The sequence below is a fragment of the Nocardia thraciensis genome (genome assembly GCF_054782435.1).
Window position 1 is genome coordinate 228,263 of sequence record NZ_BAAGSM010000028.1, and the last position, 19,564, is coordinate 247,826.

Consider the following 19,564-nt stretch of genomic DNA (forward strand, 5'->3'; position numbering starts at 1 on the left):
CCCACCCCGCGAGTGCATCGTGCCGACCTCCACCTCCCGCACCCCGTACGCGTTCTCGCACTCGCCGCATGTGCTGCAGCCGGTGCGGGAATCAACGCGGGGTGCGTGCGGGGGTCAGCGGGCGGAGATGTGGGCGAAACCCATGGGGGACGTGGGTGGGGGTGTGGGGGACGTGGTGGGGCGGAATTCCTGGAGGGCGGTGAGGATGTCGGCGTGGCGGGCGGCGTAGCAGCGGACCTGCGGCAGGGTGTGGCCTACCTCGCTGCGTTCGAGGGGTTCGGCGTCGAGGTAGCCGACCGCGTCGAGACCGATGCGCAGTCCTTCGGCGATGCGCCGGATGGCGGCGGACTTGCGGCCCCAGCCGACCTCGACGGCGGCGAAGGCGGCGTCCAGCCCGTGCCGGTGCAATTTCTCGGTGGTCCACGCCCATTCGCCGCGACTGGCCACCGCGTGCACCACGCCGCGCCGCGCCAGCGTGCGCAGCGCGCGGACCGCGTCCGGCCGCAGCGCCCCGCTCGTCGAATCGCAGACCACACCGTCCCACAGCGTGTTGTCCACTTCCCAGACAAGACATTTCACAGCCGGTGATGTCATCTCGCCCCTACGGTCGACTTCTCTGTCCTGCACCGATCCGCCGCGCACGCACGGCCACCGGCAACCATCCGGACAACGCGCGCCGGAGGGCCGCCCGCCTGCCGGGGCCTGTGCTCGCGCCAGCACATAGTAGGTCCCGGCGGGCGCCGACTACCAGTCCCGGCAAATTCCGGCCGGAGATGTCCGGTCCGGCAACCCGCGCGCCGCCGAGCGACGCTACAGGTACGGCGACACCTGCTGCACCGCCTCCACCGGATGCCCGGCCTGGATGGGCGCGCCGATCGAGGCCAGCCGCCAGATCCCGTCCTCGCGGTACACCTTCGCCACCACCATGGCGGTCTGGGGGCCGCCGCCGCGCAGGTTGCCCCGTGCCAGTTCGGCGTTGCTGGTGCCGTCGATCATGCGCCAGTAGCCGTTTCGGATTCGCTCGAAGGTGTGCCCGGCGTAGGAGGTGACCACGAAGACCACTGCCGACACCTCCTGCGACAGGCGGGCCAGGTCGACGGTGATCACCTCGTCGTCGCCCTTGCCCTCGCCGGTCATATTGTCCCCGGAGTGCCGCACCGCGCCGTCCTTCGACGCCAGCTGCTGATGGAAGGCCACGTCACGAATGTTGCGCCCCACGAACAGCAGCGCCGAGGCATCCAGGTCGATCTCCAGTTCGCGCAGCCCGCGCGGGCCGTGCACCTTCACCGGATCCCAGCCCACGGCCATCTTCACCAGCGACAGTTCGCCCTTGCGAATCTCGTTGAGCGCCACCTCCTGGCCGGGGTTCAGCACGGCCGGGCCGATATAGGACGGTTCGGGCTCCGCGCCGCGCAGATGCACCCCGTGCGCGGTGACCAGGTCGCGGAATCCGCCCGGATAGCCCTCGCCCTGCACCCGCAGCTGCCAGTCCGCGCCCGCCCGGTCCAGATCGAACGCGATCACCGTCGTCGTCGGGCCCAGGCCGCCGATCACGAACTCGTACACCGGATTTCCGGCGTCGTCCTCGATGCGGACCCGCGGTGGTGCGAAGTCGCCGAAATTGGTCTGCGGATCGTCGAGCGAGACGACCACCCGCACGTGTTCGATGTCGGTGGGCAGTTCGCGCAGCCCGATCGCCAACGTCGACTGGCCGGGCGCCAGGCGCATGCCGGGGCCCGCGAGCTGGTTGTAGAAGACGAGGTCGTTCTCGCCGCGTACCCGGCCCGCCGCGTTGAGCAGTAGCGCCGCGACGTCCACCGATTCGCTGTGTCGAACCGACACGACGATGTCGTCGACCCTCAAGCGGTCGACCTGCCCCTTGGTCAGCTGTGCGGCCACCCGTCCTACTTTACGTGGCCGGAACCCGCTCGGCGCCGAGTCGATCGTCCGGGCCTGTCCGCATCCGGCTCGGCGGCAAGCGAATTGCGTCGCCCGCCGGGCGACCGGGTAGCGTGGCGAGCGCTGGGAAAGGCACGATCGGTCAGGGAGTGGCGAGTGCGGCAGAGCGTCAGTCGAGTCGGTGGGGCGCTGCTGCTCGCGGGCGCCCTGGGCGCGGCGGGGTGCGGCAGCACCGACGGATCCCCGCCGGTCGCGGCGGGTCCCGCCCCGACGACGGCGTCCGCGGAAGCCACCGCGGAGCCCACCCCTGCCTCGACGGCGCGGCCGGTCGCCGCCACCCCGACGGTCGACCAGTTCGCCGACAGCCCGCTGGTGGAGCGCACCGAGTGGACCGACGATCCCGACGGGCGACGCCTGCACGTCTATCCGACTCCGGCCGGGCGTGCCGACACCTTCCCGGCCGCCCTGGACCGGGCATGGGGCGAGGTCGTCGCCCGCTCCCCCGACGCCGACAGCCCGGGGATGTACGACCAGTTCAAATGCCATTGGGACTGGGCCCGCCTGGTCGCCCCGAACAAGCCGAGCTGGAATCTGGAGCCGTGGCGCCCCGCACTGGACTACCAGGGCACCGTGCAGGCGCGCTGCAATCCCGGCGGCCCCGACCCGGCGGGCAACTGAACCCGCATTCAGCGCGCCCCGGCGCCGCGGCCAGGCAGCATCAGCACGCCCAGCAGCCAGCCGACCAGGGCGGCGGCGATCGGCAACCCGGTCCACAGTTCGACCACGGCGGGCATGCTTCCCGCCGCCGCGGCGGCCACCCCGAGGTACAGGCCCCAGGTGAACAGCGCGGCGGCGCCGGCGAAACCCCGATACGCCGCCGGTCGGTCCGCGGCCGGATCCAGGCACAGCGCCAGCAGGTCCACGCCGACCGCCGCGACGGCGAACGCGACGAGAATGCTCACGTTGCGTCCGTCGGTCTCGGCGGCGGACATCGCCACGGCGGGCAGCATGGTCAGCAGGGCGGCCCCGAACGGCAGCCGCCAGCGCCGCGCCGCGAACAGCAGGGGCAGCAGGAGTACGGCGGTGCTGATCACCACGGCCGCCGCCAGCGCCCGCACCGGCGGCCCGCCCGGTTGGGACAGCACCTCCACGATCCGCGCCGCGGAGTAGGCGGCCGCGTTGCCGTAGCCGAGGAACAGCACCACCAGCGCGGCCGCCGCCCCGCAGGCCAGCAGCGCGGGCCACAGCAGCCGCAGTGGCGGCGCCGCGCCGATGTCGGCGCGCGACATCGCCGAACGCACCGGCGTGGTGACCAGGACGAATACCGACGCGGCCAGCCCGAGATGCGCGGGACCGAACTGGACGTCCACGACCTCGGCGGTGTCGTGGAAGGCGATGTGCCACAGCAGGTCCCCCGCCACCGACAGCACGGCGCCGAGCAGCGCGGGCACGACGGCGCGGTAGCCGAGCGGCACGGCCGCGGCGCCGCGCAGGCCGCCGCGGGCACCGAGCCGCGCCAGCAGCAGCGTCCACCCGGCGAGGGCGAGGATTCCGGTGTAGAACACCGCCTGCCAGGGGGTGGCGAACGGTTCGGGTTCGGGCACGCTCGCATGCGCCCAGGCATCCAGCAGCAACCCGCACACCAGCCATGCCGACAGCACGGCGGTGACGGCATCGTCTCGCGCGGTCGCGGGCAGTCCGTCCCGGCGCGGATCGCCGAGGACCGCCAGCACCCTCGCCCCCACGCTCGAGTTACTCACCGCGCACACGGTACCGAGCCCGATTGCACAGCGCAGCCCAGTTGTTTCGACAGTGCCGACCTGTCCTCGCGAGGGCCGCCGAACGCCGTCGCATCGGTGCGTCGGCCAGCTCACGAGACCGGCTCCGCCTTCTCGCGGAGACCTGGGCACGCGCACCGCCAGCCATGCGGGGCCGCGCCCCATCGCGCCCTCGGAGTACGTCCGGATCGCTACGTCACACGCCGTCGCCACGCATCGACGACACCCCGCATCAGGCGGCGGTACGACTCGTCAGAGTTCGCGTGTGTCGCCCAGGTCCGCCGACAGCCAATGCTCCGGGCGCATGTAGACCACGGACTGCTCGCCGAGGCGCTCGGCGAACTTCAGGTAGCCGGGGACGTTCTCCGGGGCGAGGTAGCGGCGCACCATCGCCTCGTGCAGTTCGTCGGTGGACTCGGTGATCCGGGTGACCGGCCCCTCCGCCGTGACATACCTGACGGTTGGTTCCACGCGGTCGACCATCAGGCTGAATCGCCCGGCGGCCTTGATCAGGTCCATCTTCTTCGACGTCGGCCCGGTCAGCAGCCACACCTCGCCGCCGGGGGTGTAGTCGTACCAGATCGGGACGGTCAGCGGGCCGCGGTCGGGGCCTGCGGAGACCGACAGCGCACCGATATGCGCCTCGGTCAGGAACTCTTCACGTTCTCGCGGAGTCAACGCCATGACCTCACCGTACTCCGCGGTACCGACACCGTCGCCCGATCGTCTCCGCCGCCCGCCGAATACCCCGGCGAAACTCGTTGTCCGCGAGAACCTTCGAACACCTCACGAAAAGTGCGTATCGTTGGGGGCGTCGGAGCGTACGACCCGAAGGGAGCGTCACGTTGCGGTCACCTGCGCCATGGTCTGTCCTCGCCGGGCCACCGGCGGTCCCGGACCCGTCGCCGACGTTCTCCCCCGAGGCGGTCCGCGCCCGGTTCCCCGCACTGACCGAGACCACCGACGTCTACCTCGACAGCGCGTCCACCACGCAGAAACCGGCGCCGGTCATCGAGGCGGTGCACCGCTACCACAGCAGCCGCACCGCCAACGCCGGGCGCGGCAGCTACCCCTGGTCCACCGGCCTCACCCGCGCGCTGGAAGCCGTGCGCGAGCGCACCGCCGGATTTCTCGGCGCCACACCGCAAGAGGTGGTCTTCACCGCGGGCGCCACCGCCGGACTCAACGCCGTGGCGTCGGCGTGGGGGCTGGCCGCGCTCGAGGACGGCGACGAAATCCTCTACAGCCCACGCGATCACGCGTCGAACGTCTACCCGTGGATGCAGCTGCGCGCCACCCTGGCCAGGTTCGGCCGCCGCCTGCGCCTGGTCCCCTACCGGATCACCGCGCTCGGCGAGGCCGATATCGACGACATCGCCGCGAAGCTGTCCCCGCGCACCCGGCTGATCACCGTGAGCCACCTGCATCACGTCTTCGGCGCGCTCACCACCCTCGAGGAGCTGCGCGAACGTCTCGATCCCCGGGTGCTGCTGTGTTTCGACTGCAGCCAGAGCGCCGGTCATCTGCCGGTCGACGTCACCGAACTGGGCGCCGACTTCGCCGTGCTGTCGGCGCACAAGATGTTCGGCGCGCCGGGCACGGGCGTGCTCTACTGCCGTCGCCGCGTGCACGATCAGCTGGGCACCTTCCTCCCCGGCGGCAACTCCGGCGTGGCGCCGTCGGATTCGGGCCTGCTGCCGACCCGCATGCCCGAACAGCTCGAGGGCGGCACCCACAACATCCCCGGCATCCTCGCCCTCGGCGCCGCGCTGGAATTCCTCGGCGAGGTCGGCCCCGACGCGGTCGCCGCACACAACCGGGCCCTGACGCAGCAGCTGATCACCGGCCTGCGCCCGCTGCCGGGCCTGGAATTCCTGCCCGGGCCCGCCTACGCGCCGTGCGAAACCGGTTACGGCATCGTGTCGTTCACCCTCGACGGCATCGCCGCCGCCGATCTGGGATTCGTGCTCGCCGAGTACGGCTTCCTGGTTCGCACCGGCGCGCACTGCGTACCGGAACCGACAAACACACCGAACGCTACTGCCGCAGACGATGATTCGGTACGGGTAAGCACTCACCTGTACAACACCGCCGACGAGATCGACCGGTTCGTGCGGCGTCTCGCCACCATTGCCACGGAGGTCCGATGAGTACCGATCAGGCGCCACCCCGCTACGACCGGCGCGCGGCCTCCCGCGTCCTGGCCGGACTGGCCCGGCCCGGACTGTTCGACGACCCCCCGCCACCGGAACCGAACCATATCGAATACACTTGCGCGCCTTTATATTCCGAACCCGGCAGCCATCTCACCCTGTCCCAGCGCCTGTATCTGGAGCGGTTCATGCGCCCGTGCCGCGCCGATCAGGTCACCAGCGCCACCCATCGCATCGCCTGGACCGACTCCGACGGCATCCCCAACACCGGCCATTTCCACTCCGGCGGCCTCGGCCCGATCGTGCCCATCGCGATGCGCGAGACGGTGCTGCGCCTGTGGCACGGACTGGAGTCGCAAACCGCTCTGGCCGAACGCGTATCGGCGGTCCCGCCCCGGGACCGGGCCGTGCTGGCCGCGACCACCACCGACCACGAGCCGATCGACATCTTCCGGGTCGGCATCGAGGCGTGCGGCCGCGCGCTGGCGCAGCACGCGCTGCTCGCCCGCTGGACGCCGTATCGCACTCCCGACGAATTCGCCTGCGGGATGCGCGATTCCGGCATCTTCGGCGCGGTCGCCACGCGCTGGTTCTGGGAGCTGCAGGCCTCCACCTACCGGCGCGGCATGATCCCGGTGACCTTCGCGTCACAACCCGACGGCACCGTCCGCTACACCGCCGACACCGTCGCGACCCTACGGGCGATGAAGGACACCACCATCTCCGAGGCCCACACCGTCATGCGCCGCGCCACCATCGCCGAAGGGCTGTCGGTGGAGGCGGCCATCGAGAAGTACCATGACGACCTGGACCTGATCTCCCGCCAGTACGCGCTGCTGCCGCCCGGCACCCGCCCCGCCTGCCTGGCCGCCATGCCGCACCACGTCGCGGGTGAGCACTACAGCATCCTGCCGGTGGTCGTGGAACGCTTCGTGGAGTTGTTCCGCACGGCCGTGGTGCGGCTGACGGTGGCCGAGGCGCCCGGCGAAACCGAGTCGGGCACGGGCGATCTCGCGGCCGAGGACCGGGTCTTCTACGTCCCCGACATGAACTGCAAACACTGCGTGCGCACCATCACCGGCGTGCTGGAGTCGATGCAGATCCGGGTGCACGACATCGATCTGCTCAGCAAGCGGGTCGTCGCCGAATTCCGCAGCCCCCGCAACCGGCACCGGGCGTTCGAGGCGCTGCGCGACGGCGGCTACAACCCGGTGCGGACCCGGCCCGCCATGGAGTCCGCCCGGCCCGCGGAACCTGCGGTATGACCGCACCCACCCCCGCGCTACCGGCCAAGATCCATCCGCTGGTCCGCGCCTACCTCGATGCCCCCGGCGCCGCCGAGGACGCGCTGACCCGCTTCGGCTCCCCGGCCCACCTCCTCTTCCCGCAGGTGTTCGCGGAGAACCTGCGGCGGCTGCGCGCGGTCCTGGACCGGCGGCTGCCCCAGCACCGGATCTGCTACGCGCACAAGGTGAATCGGTCCCGGGCGTTTCTGCGCACCGCCGAACACGCCGGTATCGCGATCGACGTGGCGTCCGCGCAGGAGCTGGCCTCGGCCGTCGACGCCGGGTTCGGGCCGCCGCGCATCGAGGTCACCGGCCCCAAGGGCGAGGCGTTCCTGCGCGAGCTGATCGACGCCGCGGTGACGGTCAACGTCGACAACCTGTGGGAGTTGGGACGCATCGCCGAACTCGCGGCGGGCCGGGCGAGAGTGCCGGTGCTGCTGCGCATCTCGGGGTTCGAGGCGAGCGCCGTGAGCCGATTCGGTATCGCGCTGGCCGAGGCCGAGCAGGCGCTGCGGGTGCTGTCGGCCCAGCGCGACCGGATCGCGCTGCGCGGCTTCGCCTTCCACCTGGATTCGGGCGAACCGGCCGAGCGGGTGCGTGCCGTGGAGGCCTGCCTGGACCTGATCGAACGCGCCTACGGCCACGGGCTGGCGCCGACGGTGCTCGATATCGGCGGCGGCTTCCGCCAGGTGTTCACCGCCGATCCGGACCGATTCGACGGCTATGTGGCGGCGCTGCGGGAGTCGCTGCTGGGCCGCGGCGAGCCGATGGCCTGGGGCGGCAACACCTTCGGCTTCCACCTCGACGACACCGGCGTACACGGCACACCCGTCTTCCACAAGTACGCCAATACGGTGCCCGCCACCCGGATGCTCGACGAGCTGCTGGGTGCCCCGCTGGAGGCGCACGGCGGCCGCACCATCGCCCAAGTCGCGGTCGAGAACATGCTGGAGCTGTGGCTCGAGCCGGGCAAGGCGCTGGTCGACCACGCCGGAATCACCGTGGCCCGCGTCGAATTCGTCAAACAGGCCGCCGACGGCAGCGTGCTGGTCAATCTCGACCTCAGCCGCGACACGGTCACCCCGGCCGATCAGGAGGTGATGGTGGACCCGATCGTGGTGCCCGGCGTCGCGCGCCGGGAGCCGGACCCGCCGCCCGGTCCGGTCGGGGTGTTCTTCGCCGGAAGGCTGTGCCTGGAACGCGATCTGGTGACCAACCACAAAGTATGGCTGGCCGAGCGGCCGTATCCCGGCGACCTGGTGGTGTTCCCGAATACCGCCGCCTACCACACCGACCTGTCGGCGGCCACGGCCTCGATGCATCCGCTGCCGCCGAAGCTGGCCGTCGCCCACCGCGCCGGCGCGTTCCGGGTGTGCCGCGACGCGGACTACGAGCCCGCGCTCGCCCCCGCCGACACACCGGCCGATCGGCGTCCCCGCAGGATGGTGTGATGGCCTACGACCACATCACCGACCTCATCGGCAACACCCCGCTGCTGCGATTGGATCCGTCCGTGCACGGACTGGCCGACGTGGAGCTGTACGCGAAACTGGAGTCCCACAACCCGTTCGGGTCGGTGAAGGATCGCGTCGCCTGGGGCATGATCCGCGACGAACTCGACGCCGTCGCCGCCCGCGGCCAGACTCTCATCGAGGCGTCGTCGGGCAATACCGCCAAGGCGCTGCGCATTCTGGGCGCGCTGCACGGCGTCGGGCTGCGCGCGGTCACCAACCGGATCAAGGTGGGCGAGGTGCGCGAACTGCTGCAGCTGTTCGGCACCGAGATCGAGGAACTGCCCGGGCTCTCGGAATGCCCGGACCCCACCACCCCCAACGACGTGTACTCGGTGATCGAGTCGACGATGGCGAAAAACCCTGGCGCCTACCATCATCCGTCGCAGTACACCAATGAGAAGAACGTCGAGGCGCACTACCACGGCACCGGCCGCGAGATCCACGAGGAGCTGGCCCGCGACGGCGTGCACCGCGTCGACTATCTCGTCGGCGGCCTGGGCACCACCGGTTCGACCCGCGGCACGGCCTCCTATCTGCGCAAGCACAATCCGGAGCTGCGGGCGTTGGCGGTGGTGTCGGAACGGTCGGACTTCATCCCCGGCATCCGCTCGGAGACCGAGATGTGGGAGGTGGGCCTGTTCCAGCCCGACTTCTACGACCGCATCCTGCCCGTCGAGTCCGGCCGCGCCATCGACGCCGCCCTCGAGCTGGCCACCGGCTACGGCGTCCTCGCCGGTCCGACCAGCGGCGCCAGCTATGCCGCGGCGCTGGATTTCCTCGGCGCCCTGGACCATTCGACGGTCGATGCCCCGACGGTGGCGGTGATCGTCGTCTGCGACCGGCTCGAGCCGTATCTGTCCTACATCAAGAAACGCCGTCCGGACCTGTTCGGTCGCGGCGGTGCCGCCGCCGAGCCGCCGACGACCCGGGAACTGGCGGCGGTCCCGGCGCTGTCGCCGCGGGCGCTGGCCGACCTGGACGCCACGGCGCGGCCGACGATCGTCGACACGCGCGGCGCGATGGCCTACCGGATCGGGCACGTGCCCGGCGCGCTGAACATCCGCGACGACCAGCTCGACGACATGCTGGCGCAGGGGGTGCCGTTCTCCCGTTCGCGCCCACTGGTTTTCGTGTGCCCGGTCGGCGAGGTGTCGCGGCGGTTCGCGGCACTGGCCCGCCGCGCGGGCTACGACGCCGCGTCCCTCGACGGCGGCATCGTCGCCTGGCGCGACGCGGGCCTGGACATGGAGGCCTCGCCGCGCTGACCCTCACCGGTCGCGGCGCACGACCCCGCTCTGCCGGATGTGCTCGGTCATCGCCTCGGCGATCGGCGCCACCGGCGGCGGGGCGGGCGTCGCACCGGTGCGGGCGTCGTGGGAGATCCGCATCAGCAGCGCCACGATCATGTAGTTGGCCAGCAGCGACGAACCACCGTAGGACATGAACGGCGTGGTGAGACCGGTCAGCGGAATCAGTTTCGTGACACCGCCGACCACCACGAACAGCTGCCAGCCCAGCGAGAACGCCAGCCCGCCGCCCAGCAGCTTGCCGAAGGAGTCGCGGGTGGCCAGGGCGGCGGTGAAGCCGCGCAGCGTGAGAACGGTGAACAGCAGGATCACCGCCGCCAGGCCGATCAGCCCCAGCTCCTCACCGATGGTGGAGATGATGAAGTCGGTCTTGGCGAACGGCACCTCCTGCGGGCGGCCGGACCCCAGCCCCGTGCCCGACAGCCCGCCGGTGCCGAGCCCGAACAGCGCCTGCGCGATCTGATACCCGTTGGTGTAGTAGGTGTCCATCGGGTCCTGCCACACCCGCACCCGCACCCGCACGTGGCCGAACAGGTTGTAGGCGATCACCGCGCCCAGCGCGAACATCCCGACGCCGATCAGCAGCCACGACGAGCGCCGCGTCGCGATGTACACCATGGCCAGCACGGTGCCGAACACCAGCAGCGAGAATCCCAGGTTCTTCTCGTACACCAGCACCAGCACCGACACGAACGTCACCAGCAGCAGCGGTCCCAGATCGCGCAGCCGCGGCACGGTCATGCCGAGGAAGCGCTTCCCGGCGGCGCCGAACAGGTCCCGGTTGGTGACCAGGAATCCGGCGACGAACACCAGCAGCAGCACCTTCGCGAACTCGCCCGGCTGAATCGAGAACCCGGAGAACATGATCCAGCTCTTACCGCCGTTGACCTCACTGAATCGCGACGGCAGCACGGCGGGTATCAACAGCAGCACCAGGCCCGCGAGCCCGCAGGTGTAGGCGTAGCGGGCGGGCTGGGCGTGATTGCGGACCACGACAAGCACCAGCGCGAACAGCGCGATTCCGCCCGCGGTCCAGATCAGTTGGTGGGCGGCGTCGGGTGCGGGCGCCGGTTTGCCCAGCGCCACCGCGGCCGCCGCCTCGGCGCGGTCGAGCCGGTCGATGAGCACCAGCCCCAGCCCGTTGAGCAGCGTCACGCACGGCAGCAGCACCGGATCGGCCCGCGGCGCCAGCTGCCGCACCGCCAGGTGGGCCAGCAACACCAGGCCCGCGAACACGATCAGCGCCCACCGCATCGATCCGCCGCCCTCGCCACCAGCGGCCGCCGACATACCGAGCGCGGCGACCACCACCAGCGCCACCGCGGCCGCGCAGAGCACCAGTTCGGCGCGGCGCGGATGGGGGCGGCCGATCGGCCCGGATATCGCACCGATCGGCCCCGACGACGAGGTGTCCCGAAACGCGCTCACGTCAACCAGTATGCGTCCGAATGTGAAACGGGCGTTGACGGCGGCGGTGCGCTCAGCGGTGGTCGAGCGCCTGGATCAGCAGGTCCTTGATCTCGGCCACGTTCTCCTCGAGGGAGCGCACGCGGGCAGTGGTCTCGCCGAGCTTTCCCGCCAGCCGCTCCTCGATCCCGTCCAGATGCGCCGACAGCCGCTGCTCCACGGCGTCGATCGTGGTGTCGAGGACCGCGAGGCGCTCGCGGGTCTGTTGGCCCAGCACGTTGACCATCGACAGCACGGCCTTGTAATCCGCGCGATCGGCCTCCAGCGCGGCGACGCGGGCTTCGAGTTCGGCGAGAGTGGCGGACATCCAGCGATCTTAGACCGGCGGCATCGCGCGCGCACCCCGCGAATCGCCGCGGCCGGAACCGATTGCGCTGGTCGCGACGCCTCCTGGCACGATGGGCGAGTGCATATCGCAGCGGGATTGGTGATCCTGGTCGCCGTCGCCGTCGCGCTGGCGGCGCTGGCGAGACGGCTGGGCCTGGCCGAACCCCTGACGCTCACCGTCGCCGGGGTGATCGCCTCCTACCTGCCGCTGGTCCCCCAGGTCGACATCAATCCCGAGCTGGTGCTGCTCGGTCTGCTGCCGCCGCTGCTGTACACCGCGGCCATCAACACCTCACTGATCGAGTTTCGGCCGAAGAAGCTGTCGATCACGCTGCTGTCGGTGGGGTTGGTGCTGTTCACCACTTTCGCGGTGGCCGTGGTGGTCTGGTGGCTGCTGGGTGTGCCGTTCGCGGCGGCGGTGGCGATCGGCGCGGTCGTCGCCCCGCCGGATGCGGTGGCCGCCACGGCGGTGGCGCGCCGGGTCGGCATGCCGCGCCGCATCGTGACGCTGCTCGAGGGCGAGTCGCTGTTCAACGACGCCACCGCGCTGGTGTCGCTGCGCACCGCGATCGCCGCGATGGCCGGGAGTTTCAGTATCTGGCAGGCGGGCGGCGACTTCTTCTACGCGGCCGGTGGCGGCGCGCTCATCGGCGTGCTGGCGGCCGGGGTGCTCGCGGTGCTGCGCCGCCGCATCACCGATCCGGTGCTCGATACCAGCCTGTCGCTGCTGGCGCCGTTCGCGGCCTATCTGCCCGCCGAGGCCGTGCACGCCTCGGGCGTGATGTCGGTGGTGGTGTGCGGCCTGATCCTGGGCCAGGGCGCCCCGGTGTGGCAGACCGCGGCCTCGCGCATCGCCGAACGCACCAACTGGCGCACCATCCAATTCCTGCTGGAGAGCGCGGTTTTCCTGCTGATCGGGCTGCAGGTGCGCCATATCGTGGAGGACGCGTGGAACAGCGGCCTCGATCGCGGCACGATCGTGCTCGCCTGCGCGGCGGTACTGGCGACCGTGGTCGTGGTGCGCCCGGTGTGGGTGTTCCCGGCCACCTATTTCGCGTGGTTCGTCGAGTCGCGCCCGCGCGGGAAACCGAAGCCCGCCTGGACCGGTCCGGCGGTGGTGTCGTGGTCGGGGATGCGCGGCGTGGTCACCCTGGCCGCGGCCCTGCTGCTGCCCGAGGACACCCCGCAGCTGGCGACGTTGAAGCTGCTGGCACTGGTGGTGGTCGGCGGAACCCTGCTGCTGCAAGGCATTTCGCTGCCCCTGCTGGTGCGGGTGCTGCGGCTGCGCGGGCCCAGCCGCGCCGAGGACGCGCTGCAGGAAGCGAATCTGCTGCAGCAGGCCACCGCGGCGGGGCTCGAGGCGCTGGAATCGGAGATCGCCCCCGAGACCCCGCCGGAGATCGTGACGGCTTTGCGCGACCGGGTCTCGCGCCGCGCCTTCGCCGCCTGGGAACAACTGGGCCGTTCGGAATCGGTGCGCGTGACCCCGAGCGGCGAGTATCGGCGACTGCGGCTGGCGATGCTGCGCGCCGAACGCGAAACCGTACTGCGCGTGCGGGATTCGGGCACCGTCGACCACGAGGTGCTCGAGAACGTGATGGCCGTGCTGGATATGGAGGAGTCGACCATCGACCGGATCGTCGAGGCAGACAGCGATTCCAGCGCCCCCCTGCGCGCCCCGGCCGCCGGTGACTGCGACCACCTGCGCGCCGCACCCCACACCTGCACTCCCGACACCCCCGACGTGTGCTCGGAATGCGTCGCGGAGGGCCTCACCTGGGTCCACCTGCGCCTGTGCCTGTCCTGCGGGCACGTCGCCTGCTGTGACTCCTCGCCGGGCAACCACGCCACCAACCACTTCCGCGACACCGGACACCCGGTCATGCGCAGCGTCGAGCCGGGCGAGAAATGGCGCTGGTGCTACGTCGACGAACTCCTCGGCTGACGCACTCCCCGCATACCCGCACTCCGTGCATGCTCAGCTTCACCCAGACCTACCACCGCGCCGTACGGATCGCGCAGGCGACCGGTGACGTCGAGGCTCTCGAGGACACCCGGACGGTCTGCGCGTCCCTACGTGCGGGAGACGCGGGCGCGGGTGGGCGGCGGTGGTGCTCCGGGCCTGGTTCGCCGGGGCGTTAGGGTTGTGCGCGTGCATTCTGGCCAGGACTCCGGCGAACCACGCATCTGGGGCGGGACCACGCTCACCGAGCGTCGGGAGGCGCGCCGCGCCGCGCTGCTCGAGGCGGCGCTCGACCTGATCGGGGAGGCCGGGGCGGGCGCGGTCACCATGCGGGCGGTGTGCCGCAAGGCCAATCTGACCGACCGCTACTTCTACGAGAGTTTCACCGGCCGCGACGATCTGCTCGACGTGCTCTACCGCCAGGTGGCCGACGAATTCCTCACCCCGATGACCGCCTTCGCCGCCCTCGACAATCCGGTCCGCGACCGTCAGCTGGCGCAGGCCCTGGTCGACAAGGTGCTCGAGGATCCGCGCAAGTCGCGGCTGTTCCTGGTGGAGCCGTACTCGAGCACCGGTCTGGGCCAGACCACGATCGCGGTGATGCCGACGTTCACCCGCCTCATCCAGGACCACCTGTTCACCCACATCGACGATCCGATGCGCCGCCGCCTGGCCGCGGTCACCATGGCGTCGGGCAATGCGGGCATGTTCTCGGCATGGCTCAACGGGTCACTGAGGGTCACCCGCGAGCAGATCATCGAGCACCTGGTCGCGGTGATCACGGCCTACCGGTCCATGTACCGCGCCTGAACGCATCGGAGCGATCCGCCTCACATCCCGGTTGCCAACCCCTTCCATCCGGGTGTTTACTGGCCCACGCAAGGTGCCGTCGTTCGCTGAGGCTCCTTCGCGGAAACAGGCCGGCGACCCCGAACGTCGAGAGACGCCCCGGGTCAGGACAGGTCTTCCCGGATTAAGGGTTGACTCCGATCGGCTCCCACCCGCTGGGTTCACGCCGCGAAGTGCCAAAGGTCTTACGAGGAGTGGCAACTGTCCGGCCATCGGAGCCGGAACACTCCCTGGCGCGTGAGAAGGGAGGTGGTCGTCGTGCCCGACGGTGGCAGTCATCGCTACACGTTTGCTGAATCTTCATCTGGCGACCACCCCGCAATCCAGGGCTTTCCACGCATTTCCCGGTAGCCTGCTGCGGCACGTGGTCGCCACGAGCTCCGGAAGGGCTGTCATGACGACTGTGGAAATGCTGCTCCGGCTGGCCACCGGTGTCGGCCTGGGTGTGGTGATCGGCCTGGAGCGCCAGTACCGCGCCCGAATGGCCGGATTGCGGACCAACGCGCTGGTGTCCGCGGGCGCGACGCTGTTCGTGTTGCTGTCCGCGCACGGCTTCTCCGGCGGCACCGCCGATCCGACACGCGTTGCCGCGCAGATCGTCTCGGGCATCGGTTTCCTCGGCGCCGGGGTGATCATGCGCGAGGGCCTCAGCGTGCGCGGGCTCAATACCGCCGCGACGCTGTGGTGTTCGGCCGCGGTCGGCGCGCTCGCGGGCGCCGGTATGTACGACACCGCCGCGGCCGGAACCGTCGCGGTGGTCATGGTCAACACCGCGCTGCGCTGGGCCGGCCGCGCGGTCGATCGGCAGCCCGAATCGGGCCGCGAGCAGGCCGCGGAGTACCTGTTCACCGCCGTGACCGACGACGCCGGGGAGGCGCACGTGCGGGCGCTGCTGGTGCAGGCGCTGACGCGCACCGACTTTCGGCTGGTGTCGATCTCGAGCCGCAATATCGTTCCGCCCGACACCGGCCCGCCCGGCGAGCCGATCACCGCCCCGCCGCGCGGGCAGGTGGAGGTCCGCGCCGAACTGGTCGGCGACCAGCGCGACGACCGGCAGATGGAGTCCGCGGTCAGCCGCCTGAGCCTGGAACCGTCGGTGACCAGCGTCGGGTGGAGCATTCCGGAACCGGCGGAGGGACAGCCCCGATGACCGCCCTGCGCTCCTTCCCCGCCCGCGGCACCCTCGACCGCCCGCGCTCGCGCTGGGCCGACGCCGCGGTCTTCGCCGGCGCCGCGGTGCTGATCTGGGTGATCGTGCGGCTGTCGGCCGGACTGAACGTGCCCTTCCACCCGAACCGGTCCAGCGCGAACATCTCCACCGATGCCGACCAGCTCCCCTACTACGCGTCCCGCTCGCTGCTGCGGATGTTCCTCGCACTGGGCCTGGCGATCGCGTTCACCTTCGCCTACGCGACCGCCGCGGCCCGGCTGCGCCGCGCCCGCACGGTGCTGCTGCCGCTGCTCGACATCCTGCAGTCGGTGCCGATCCTGGGCTTCCTGTCGGTGACGGTGACCGCGTTCATCGCCCTGTTCCCCGGCTCCCAGCTGGGCCTCGAGTGCGCGTCGATCTTCGCGATCTTCACCTCGCAGGCATGGAACATGACCTTCGCCTTCTACCATTCGCTGGTATCGCAGCCGCGCGAGCTCGACGAGGCCGCCCGCAACCTGAGACTGTCGCGCTGGCAACGGTTCTGGCGCGTGGACGTTCCCAGCGGCATGGTGCCGCTGGTGTGGAACGCGATGATGAGTTTCGGCGGCGGCTGGTTCTTCCTCACCGCGTCGGAGGCGATCAGCGTCGACAACCACGACTACGCGCTGCCCGGCATCGGCTCCTACGTCGCCGCCGCCACCTCCGAGGGCGCCACCGGCAAGGTGCTCATCGCCGTCGGCGTCATGATCGTCATGGTCATCGGGGTGAACGTGCTGTTCTGGCGGCCGCTGACCGCCTTCGCCGAACGTTTCCGGTTCGAGGACTCCGAACCGGCCGAGGCGCCGCGCAGCGTCATGCTGAACCTGTTGCGGCGCAGCCACATTCCCGATCTGCTCGGCCGGGCACTCGGGCCGCTGGTGTACCCGCTGGACCGCGCGATGCGGGTCTTCGGGCTGGCCGAGCATCCGCTGCACGTGCCGTTGGCCCGCCGCCGCGCCGGGGACGCGGTGTTCGCGGCGGTCTGGCTGGCAATCATCGCCTACGGCTGCTACCACGTCGTGCGGTATATCGCCGACACCGTCGGCTTCGGCGAGGTGGCGCACGCCTTCGGGCTCGGCGCGGTCACGCTGCTGCGGGTGATCGCGCTGCTGATCGTGTGCAGCCTCGTCTGGGTGCCGGTCGGGGTGTGGATCGGATTGAACCCCAGGGTATCCCGCTTCGCCCAGCCGGTCGTGCAGGTCCTGGCCAGCTTCCCCGCCAACTTCCTGTTCCCGCTGGTCACCGCCGCGCTGGTGGCGACCGGCGCGAGCCTGAACTGGGCCGGAATCCTGCTGATGGCCCTGGGTTCGCAGTGGTACATCCTGTTCAACGTCATCGCGGGCGCCTCCGCGGTGCCCAACGATCTGCGCGAGGCGGCCGCCAACCTGCGACTGCCGCGAAACCTGTGGTGGCGCAGGCTGATTCTGCCCGCCATCTTCCCCAGCTACGTCACCGGCGCGCTCACCGCCGCGGGCGGCGCCTGGAACGCCTCCATCGTCGCCGAGGTGGTCAGCTACCGCGATACCGAACTGACCGCGGTCGGCCTGGGCGCCTACATCTCCGAGGCCACCTCGGGCGGGGACTGGCCGCGGCTGCTCGTCGGGGTCGTGGTGATGAGCGTCTACGTCGTCGGCATCAACCGCCTGTTCTGGCGCCGCCTCTACGCGCTGGCCGAACGCCGGTACTCGTTGTGACAGGAGAGAATTCGATGACCACCACCACGACCATCGGCCAGGTACTGCTCGAGGTCGACGACGTCGGCATGTCCTTCCGCGGCGCCGCGGGCGACCGCCTGCAGGTCCTCGACCACATCGACCTCACCCTGCACAGCGGCGAAATCGTCGCCCTGCTGGGCCGTTCCGGCTCCGGCAAGTCCACGCTGCTGCGCACCATCGCCGGTCTCATCGCCCCCACCTCCGGGCACGTGCGCTACCGCGGCACCGAACTCGACGGCGCCAATCCCGGTGCGGCCCTGGTCTTCCAGTCCTTCGCACTGATGCCGTGGCTGACGGTGCAGGACAATGTCGAGCTGGGACTGGCCGCGCGCGGCATGCCCCCGGCCCAACGCCGGCAGCAGGCCCTCGACGCGATCGACATGATCGGCCTCGACGGCTTCGAAACCGCCTATCCCAAGGAGCTTTCCGGCGGGATGCGCCAGCGCGTCGGATTCGCCCGCGCGCTGGTGCTGCGGCCGGATCTGCTGCTGATGGACGAGCCGTTCTCGGCCCTGGACGTGCTGACCGCGGAGAACCTGCGCACAGAGATCGTGAACCTCTGGGACACACCGGATTTCCCCACCAAGTCCATCTGCATTGTCACCCACAACATCGAGGAGGCGGTGCTGCTCGCCGACCGGGTGGTGGTGCTGGGCGCCAATCCGGGCCGCATCATCGCCGATATCCCGGTCACCGGGCCGCGCCCGCGCGACCGCCGCACCCCGGGTTTCGAGCTGCTGGTCGACGAGATCTACGGATTGCTCACCGGCCGCGACACCCAGCGCGCGCAACCGGAACCGGAGAAGGCCACCCCGACCGCGACCCCGCTGCCCGACGCGTCGGTGGGCGGACTCGCCGGTCTGGTCGAACTGGTCTACGCCTCCGGCGGCCGTGCCGATCTGCCCGAGATCGCCGACGAGCTGAACTTCGAGATCGACGATCTGCTGCCGCTGGTGGACGCCGCCGCCATGCTGGGATTCGTCACCGTCGAATCCGGCGACATCACCCTCACCGACATCGGCACCGGTATCACCACCGCCGATATCCAGCAATCCAAGGAGATCTTCGCCGAACAGGCCCGCCACCGCGCGCCACTGGTGCGCACCATCTGCAAGGGCCTGGCGGGCAGCGCCGACGGCAAACTCCGCGCCTCGTTCTTCCTCGACCTGCTGCGCCGTGGCTTCTCCCCCGACGACGCCCGCCGCCAGCTCGACATCGCCATCGACTGGGGCCGCTACGCCGAACTGTACGACTACGACGCCGACGACGACATGATCACCGCCGACCCGGCATCGGAGGAATTCGCGGCCGTGCGCGACAACTGGACCTGAACGACCCACCATTTCCGGCACGCTGTCGGCCGGAATCCCATCCCCTCAAGACGATTCGGTGCGCGGCCACGTCTCGATCGCGGGACGGCGGCCGTGCAGCCGCGCCTCCAGTCCGTCCAATACGCACAGCAGGCCGAAGTCGTAGGCGATCATGCGGGCGGCCTCCGGATTGGTGGGCATGCTCCGGTGGTAGTCCGCGAGCAGTTCGGGATAGTCGGCGGCCAGCTCGTCCAACACCGCCATCCCGCTCTCGTAGTCCCACTCCTCGCCTCCGGAGGCGCGCCTCAGACTGATCTCCGGAAGCACCTGGCCCAGCACGAAACTGATCACCGCGCCGGAGGCCAGGTAGATGTCCAGGCCGGTGAATCCGGCCTGCACGAACGCCCGCCGCAACCGGTCGCTGAGTTCGAACGCCTTGGGCCCCACCATCGGCATCTGTCCGACCAGTGTGGCCACCCAGGGATGTTCCAGCATGGTCGCGCGCAGACTGTAGGCGAAGGTCGTGATCACCTGCCGCCACGACTCCCGCTCCGGTTCGGGCACCTCCACCCAGCCCCAGAACTCGTCGAGCGTGAGCTCGAGCAGCTCGTTCTTGTTCGCGACGTGCCAGTACAGGCTGGTGGCCCCGGCGTTCAGCTTGGCGCCGAGCTTGCGCATGCTCAGCGCCTCCATCCCCTCCGCGTCCAGCAGTTCCAGCGCCGCCGCGACGATCTGGTCGCGTCCCAGCCCCGCGCTCTTGGGTTGCCGAGGCGGCCGGGTCCACACCGAGGAGAACTGTTTGGGCAC

The 19,564-nt window shown here is 70.5% G+C and carries 17 protein-coding genes and 1 riboswitch; of the genes, 10 read left to right on the forward strand and 7 right to left on the reverse strand.

Annotated features, from left to right (window positions below; genetic code table 11):
- Positions 1–114 precede the first annotated feature (114 nt).
- Entirely contained in the window at positions 115–558 is a 444-nt protein-coding gene (locus ACYVLQ_RS19540) for a hypothetical protein (RefSeq protein WP_460698920.1), read from the reverse strand.
- A gap of 252 nt (positions 559–810) precedes the next feature.
- Complete coding sequence (locus tag ACYVLQ_RS19545) at positions 811–1,899, reverse strand: TerD family protein (RefSeq protein WP_460698921.1); 1,089 nt, start codon at positions 1,897–1,899, stop codon at positions 811–813.
- A 156-nt stretch (positions 1,900–2,055) separates the two neighbouring features.
- On the opposite strand from ACYVLQ_RS19545, the gene ACYVLQ_RS19550 reads away from it, so the two are divergent.
- Positions 2,056–2,577 carry a DUF2599 domain-containing protein gene (locus ACYVLQ_RS19550; RefSeq protein ID WP_460698922.1) on the forward strand — a complete coding sequence of 174 codons (522 nt, stop codon included), beginning with the start codon at positions 2,056–2,058 and terminating at the stop codon, positions 2,575–2,577.
- Positions 2,578–2,585: 8 nt separating this feature from the next.
- Here the strand turns inward: ACYVLQ_RS19550 and ACYVLQ_RS19555 are convergent, their stop codons facing one another.
- A complete protein-coding gene (locus ACYVLQ_RS19555; protein WP_460698923.1) occupies positions 2,586–3,659 on the reverse strand; it encodes a hypothetical protein in 1,074 nt (357 codons plus the stop codon).
- Between the two features lie 270 nt (positions 3,660–3,929).
- Positions 3,930–4,361: a pyridoxamine 5'-phosphate oxidase family protein gene (locus ACYVLQ_RS19560; protein WP_460698924.1), complete on the reverse strand. Its 432-nt coding sequence runs from the start codon at positions 4,359–4,361 to the stop codon at positions 3,930–3,932.
- A gap of 161 nt (positions 4,362–4,522) precedes the next feature.
- On the opposite strand from ACYVLQ_RS19560, the gene ACYVLQ_RS19565 reads away from it, so the two are divergent.
- The 4 genes from ACYVLQ_RS19565 to ACYVLQ_RS19580 are packed head-to-tail and all read left to right on the forward strand — an operon-like array spanning position 4,523 to position 9,895.
- Positions 4,523–5,827 carry an aminotransferase class V-fold PLP-dependent enzyme gene (locus ACYVLQ_RS19565; RefSeq protein ID WP_460698925.1) on the forward strand — a complete coding sequence of 435 codons (1,305 nt, stop codon included), beginning with the start codon at positions 4,523–4,525 and terminating at the stop codon, positions 5,825–5,827.
- A complete protein-coding gene (locus ACYVLQ_RS19570) occupies positions 5,824–7,095 on the forward strand; it encodes a heavy-metal-associated domain-containing protein (RefSeq protein ID WP_460698926.1) in 1,272 nt (423 codons plus the stop codon). Before ACYVLQ_RS19565 ends, ACYVLQ_RS19570 begins: the two co-directional genes overlap by 4 nt.
- On the forward strand, positions 7,092–8,567 hold the full coding sequence (locus ACYVLQ_RS19575; protein WP_460698927.1) for a type III PLP-dependent enzyme domain-containing protein: 1,476 nt from the start codon (positions 7,092–7,094) through the stop codon (positions 8,565–8,567). The genes ACYVLQ_RS19570 and ACYVLQ_RS19575 overlap by 4 nt, the downstream gene beginning before the upstream one ends.
- Positions 8,567–9,895: a pyridoxal-phosphate dependent enzyme gene (locus ACYVLQ_RS19580; protein ID WP_460698928.1), complete on the forward strand. Its 1,329-nt coding sequence runs from the start codon at positions 8,567–8,569 to the stop codon at positions 9,893–9,895. Before ACYVLQ_RS19575 ends, ACYVLQ_RS19580 begins: the two co-directional genes overlap by 1 nt.
- A gap of 3 nt (positions 9,896–9,898) precedes the next feature.
- Here the strand turns inward: ACYVLQ_RS19580 and ACYVLQ_RS19585 are convergent, their stop codons facing one another.
- Together ACYVLQ_RS19585 and ACYVLQ_RS19590 are read right to left on the reverse strand one after the other, a co-directional pair.
- Entirely contained in the window at positions 9,899–11,365 is a 1,467-nt protein-coding gene (locus ACYVLQ_RS19585; protein WP_460698929.1) for an FtsW/RodA/SpoVE family cell cycle protein, read from the reverse strand.
- A gap of 52 nt (positions 11,366–11,417) precedes the next feature.
- Complete coding sequence (locus ACYVLQ_RS19590) at positions 11,418–11,711, reverse strand: hypothetical protein (protein WP_460698930.1); 294 nt, start codon at positions 11,709–11,711, stop codon at positions 11,418–11,420.
- Between the two features lie 99 nt (positions 11,712–11,810).
- On the opposite strand from ACYVLQ_RS19590, the gene ACYVLQ_RS19595 reads away from it, so the two are divergent.
- From ACYVLQ_RS19595 to ACYVLQ_RS19615, 5 genes are all read left to right on the forward strand, one after another.
- Complete coding sequence (locus ACYVLQ_RS19595) at positions 11,811–13,676, forward strand: Na+/H+ antiporter (protein ID WP_460698931.1); 1,866 nt, start codon at positions 11,811–11,813, stop codon at positions 13,674–13,676.
- 207 nt (positions 13,677–13,883) lie between these two features.
- Positions 13,884–14,504, forward strand: coding sequence for a TetR/AcrR family transcriptional regulator (locus tag ACYVLQ_RS19600; protein WP_460698932.1), 621 nt, complete (start codon positions 13,884–13,886; stop codon positions 14,502–14,504).
- Positions 14,505–14,575: 71 nt separating this feature from the next.
- Positions 14,576–14,746, forward strand: a riboswitch (M-box (ykoK) riboswitch).
- A gap of 191 nt (positions 14,747–14,937) precedes the next feature.
- Positions 14,938–15,693, forward strand: coding sequence for an MgtC/SapB family protein (locus ACYVLQ_RS19605; RefSeq protein WP_460698933.1), 756 nt, complete (start codon positions 14,938–14,940; stop codon positions 15,691–15,693).
- Positions 15,690–17,426: an ABC transporter permease gene (locus ACYVLQ_RS19610; RefSeq protein WP_460698934.1), complete on the forward strand. Its 1,737-nt coding sequence runs from the start codon at positions 15,690–15,692 to the stop codon at positions 17,424–17,426. The genes ACYVLQ_RS19605 and ACYVLQ_RS19610 overlap by 4 nt, the downstream gene beginning before the upstream one ends.
- A 14-nt stretch (positions 17,427–17,440) precedes the next feature.
- Positions 17,441–18,778, forward strand: coding sequence for an ABC transporter ATP-binding protein (locus tag ACYVLQ_RS19615; RefSeq protein ID WP_460698935.1), 1,338 nt, complete (start codon positions 17,441–17,443; stop codon positions 18,776–18,778).
- A gap of 45 nt (positions 18,779–18,823) precedes the next feature.
- On the opposite strand, the gene ACYVLQ_RS19620 is transcribed toward ACYVLQ_RS19615, so the two are convergent.
- A complete protein-coding gene (locus tag ACYVLQ_RS19620; protein WP_460698936.1) occupies positions 18,824–19,564 on the reverse strand; it encodes a TetR/AcrR family transcriptional regulator C-terminal domain-containing protein in 741 nt (246 codons plus the stop codon).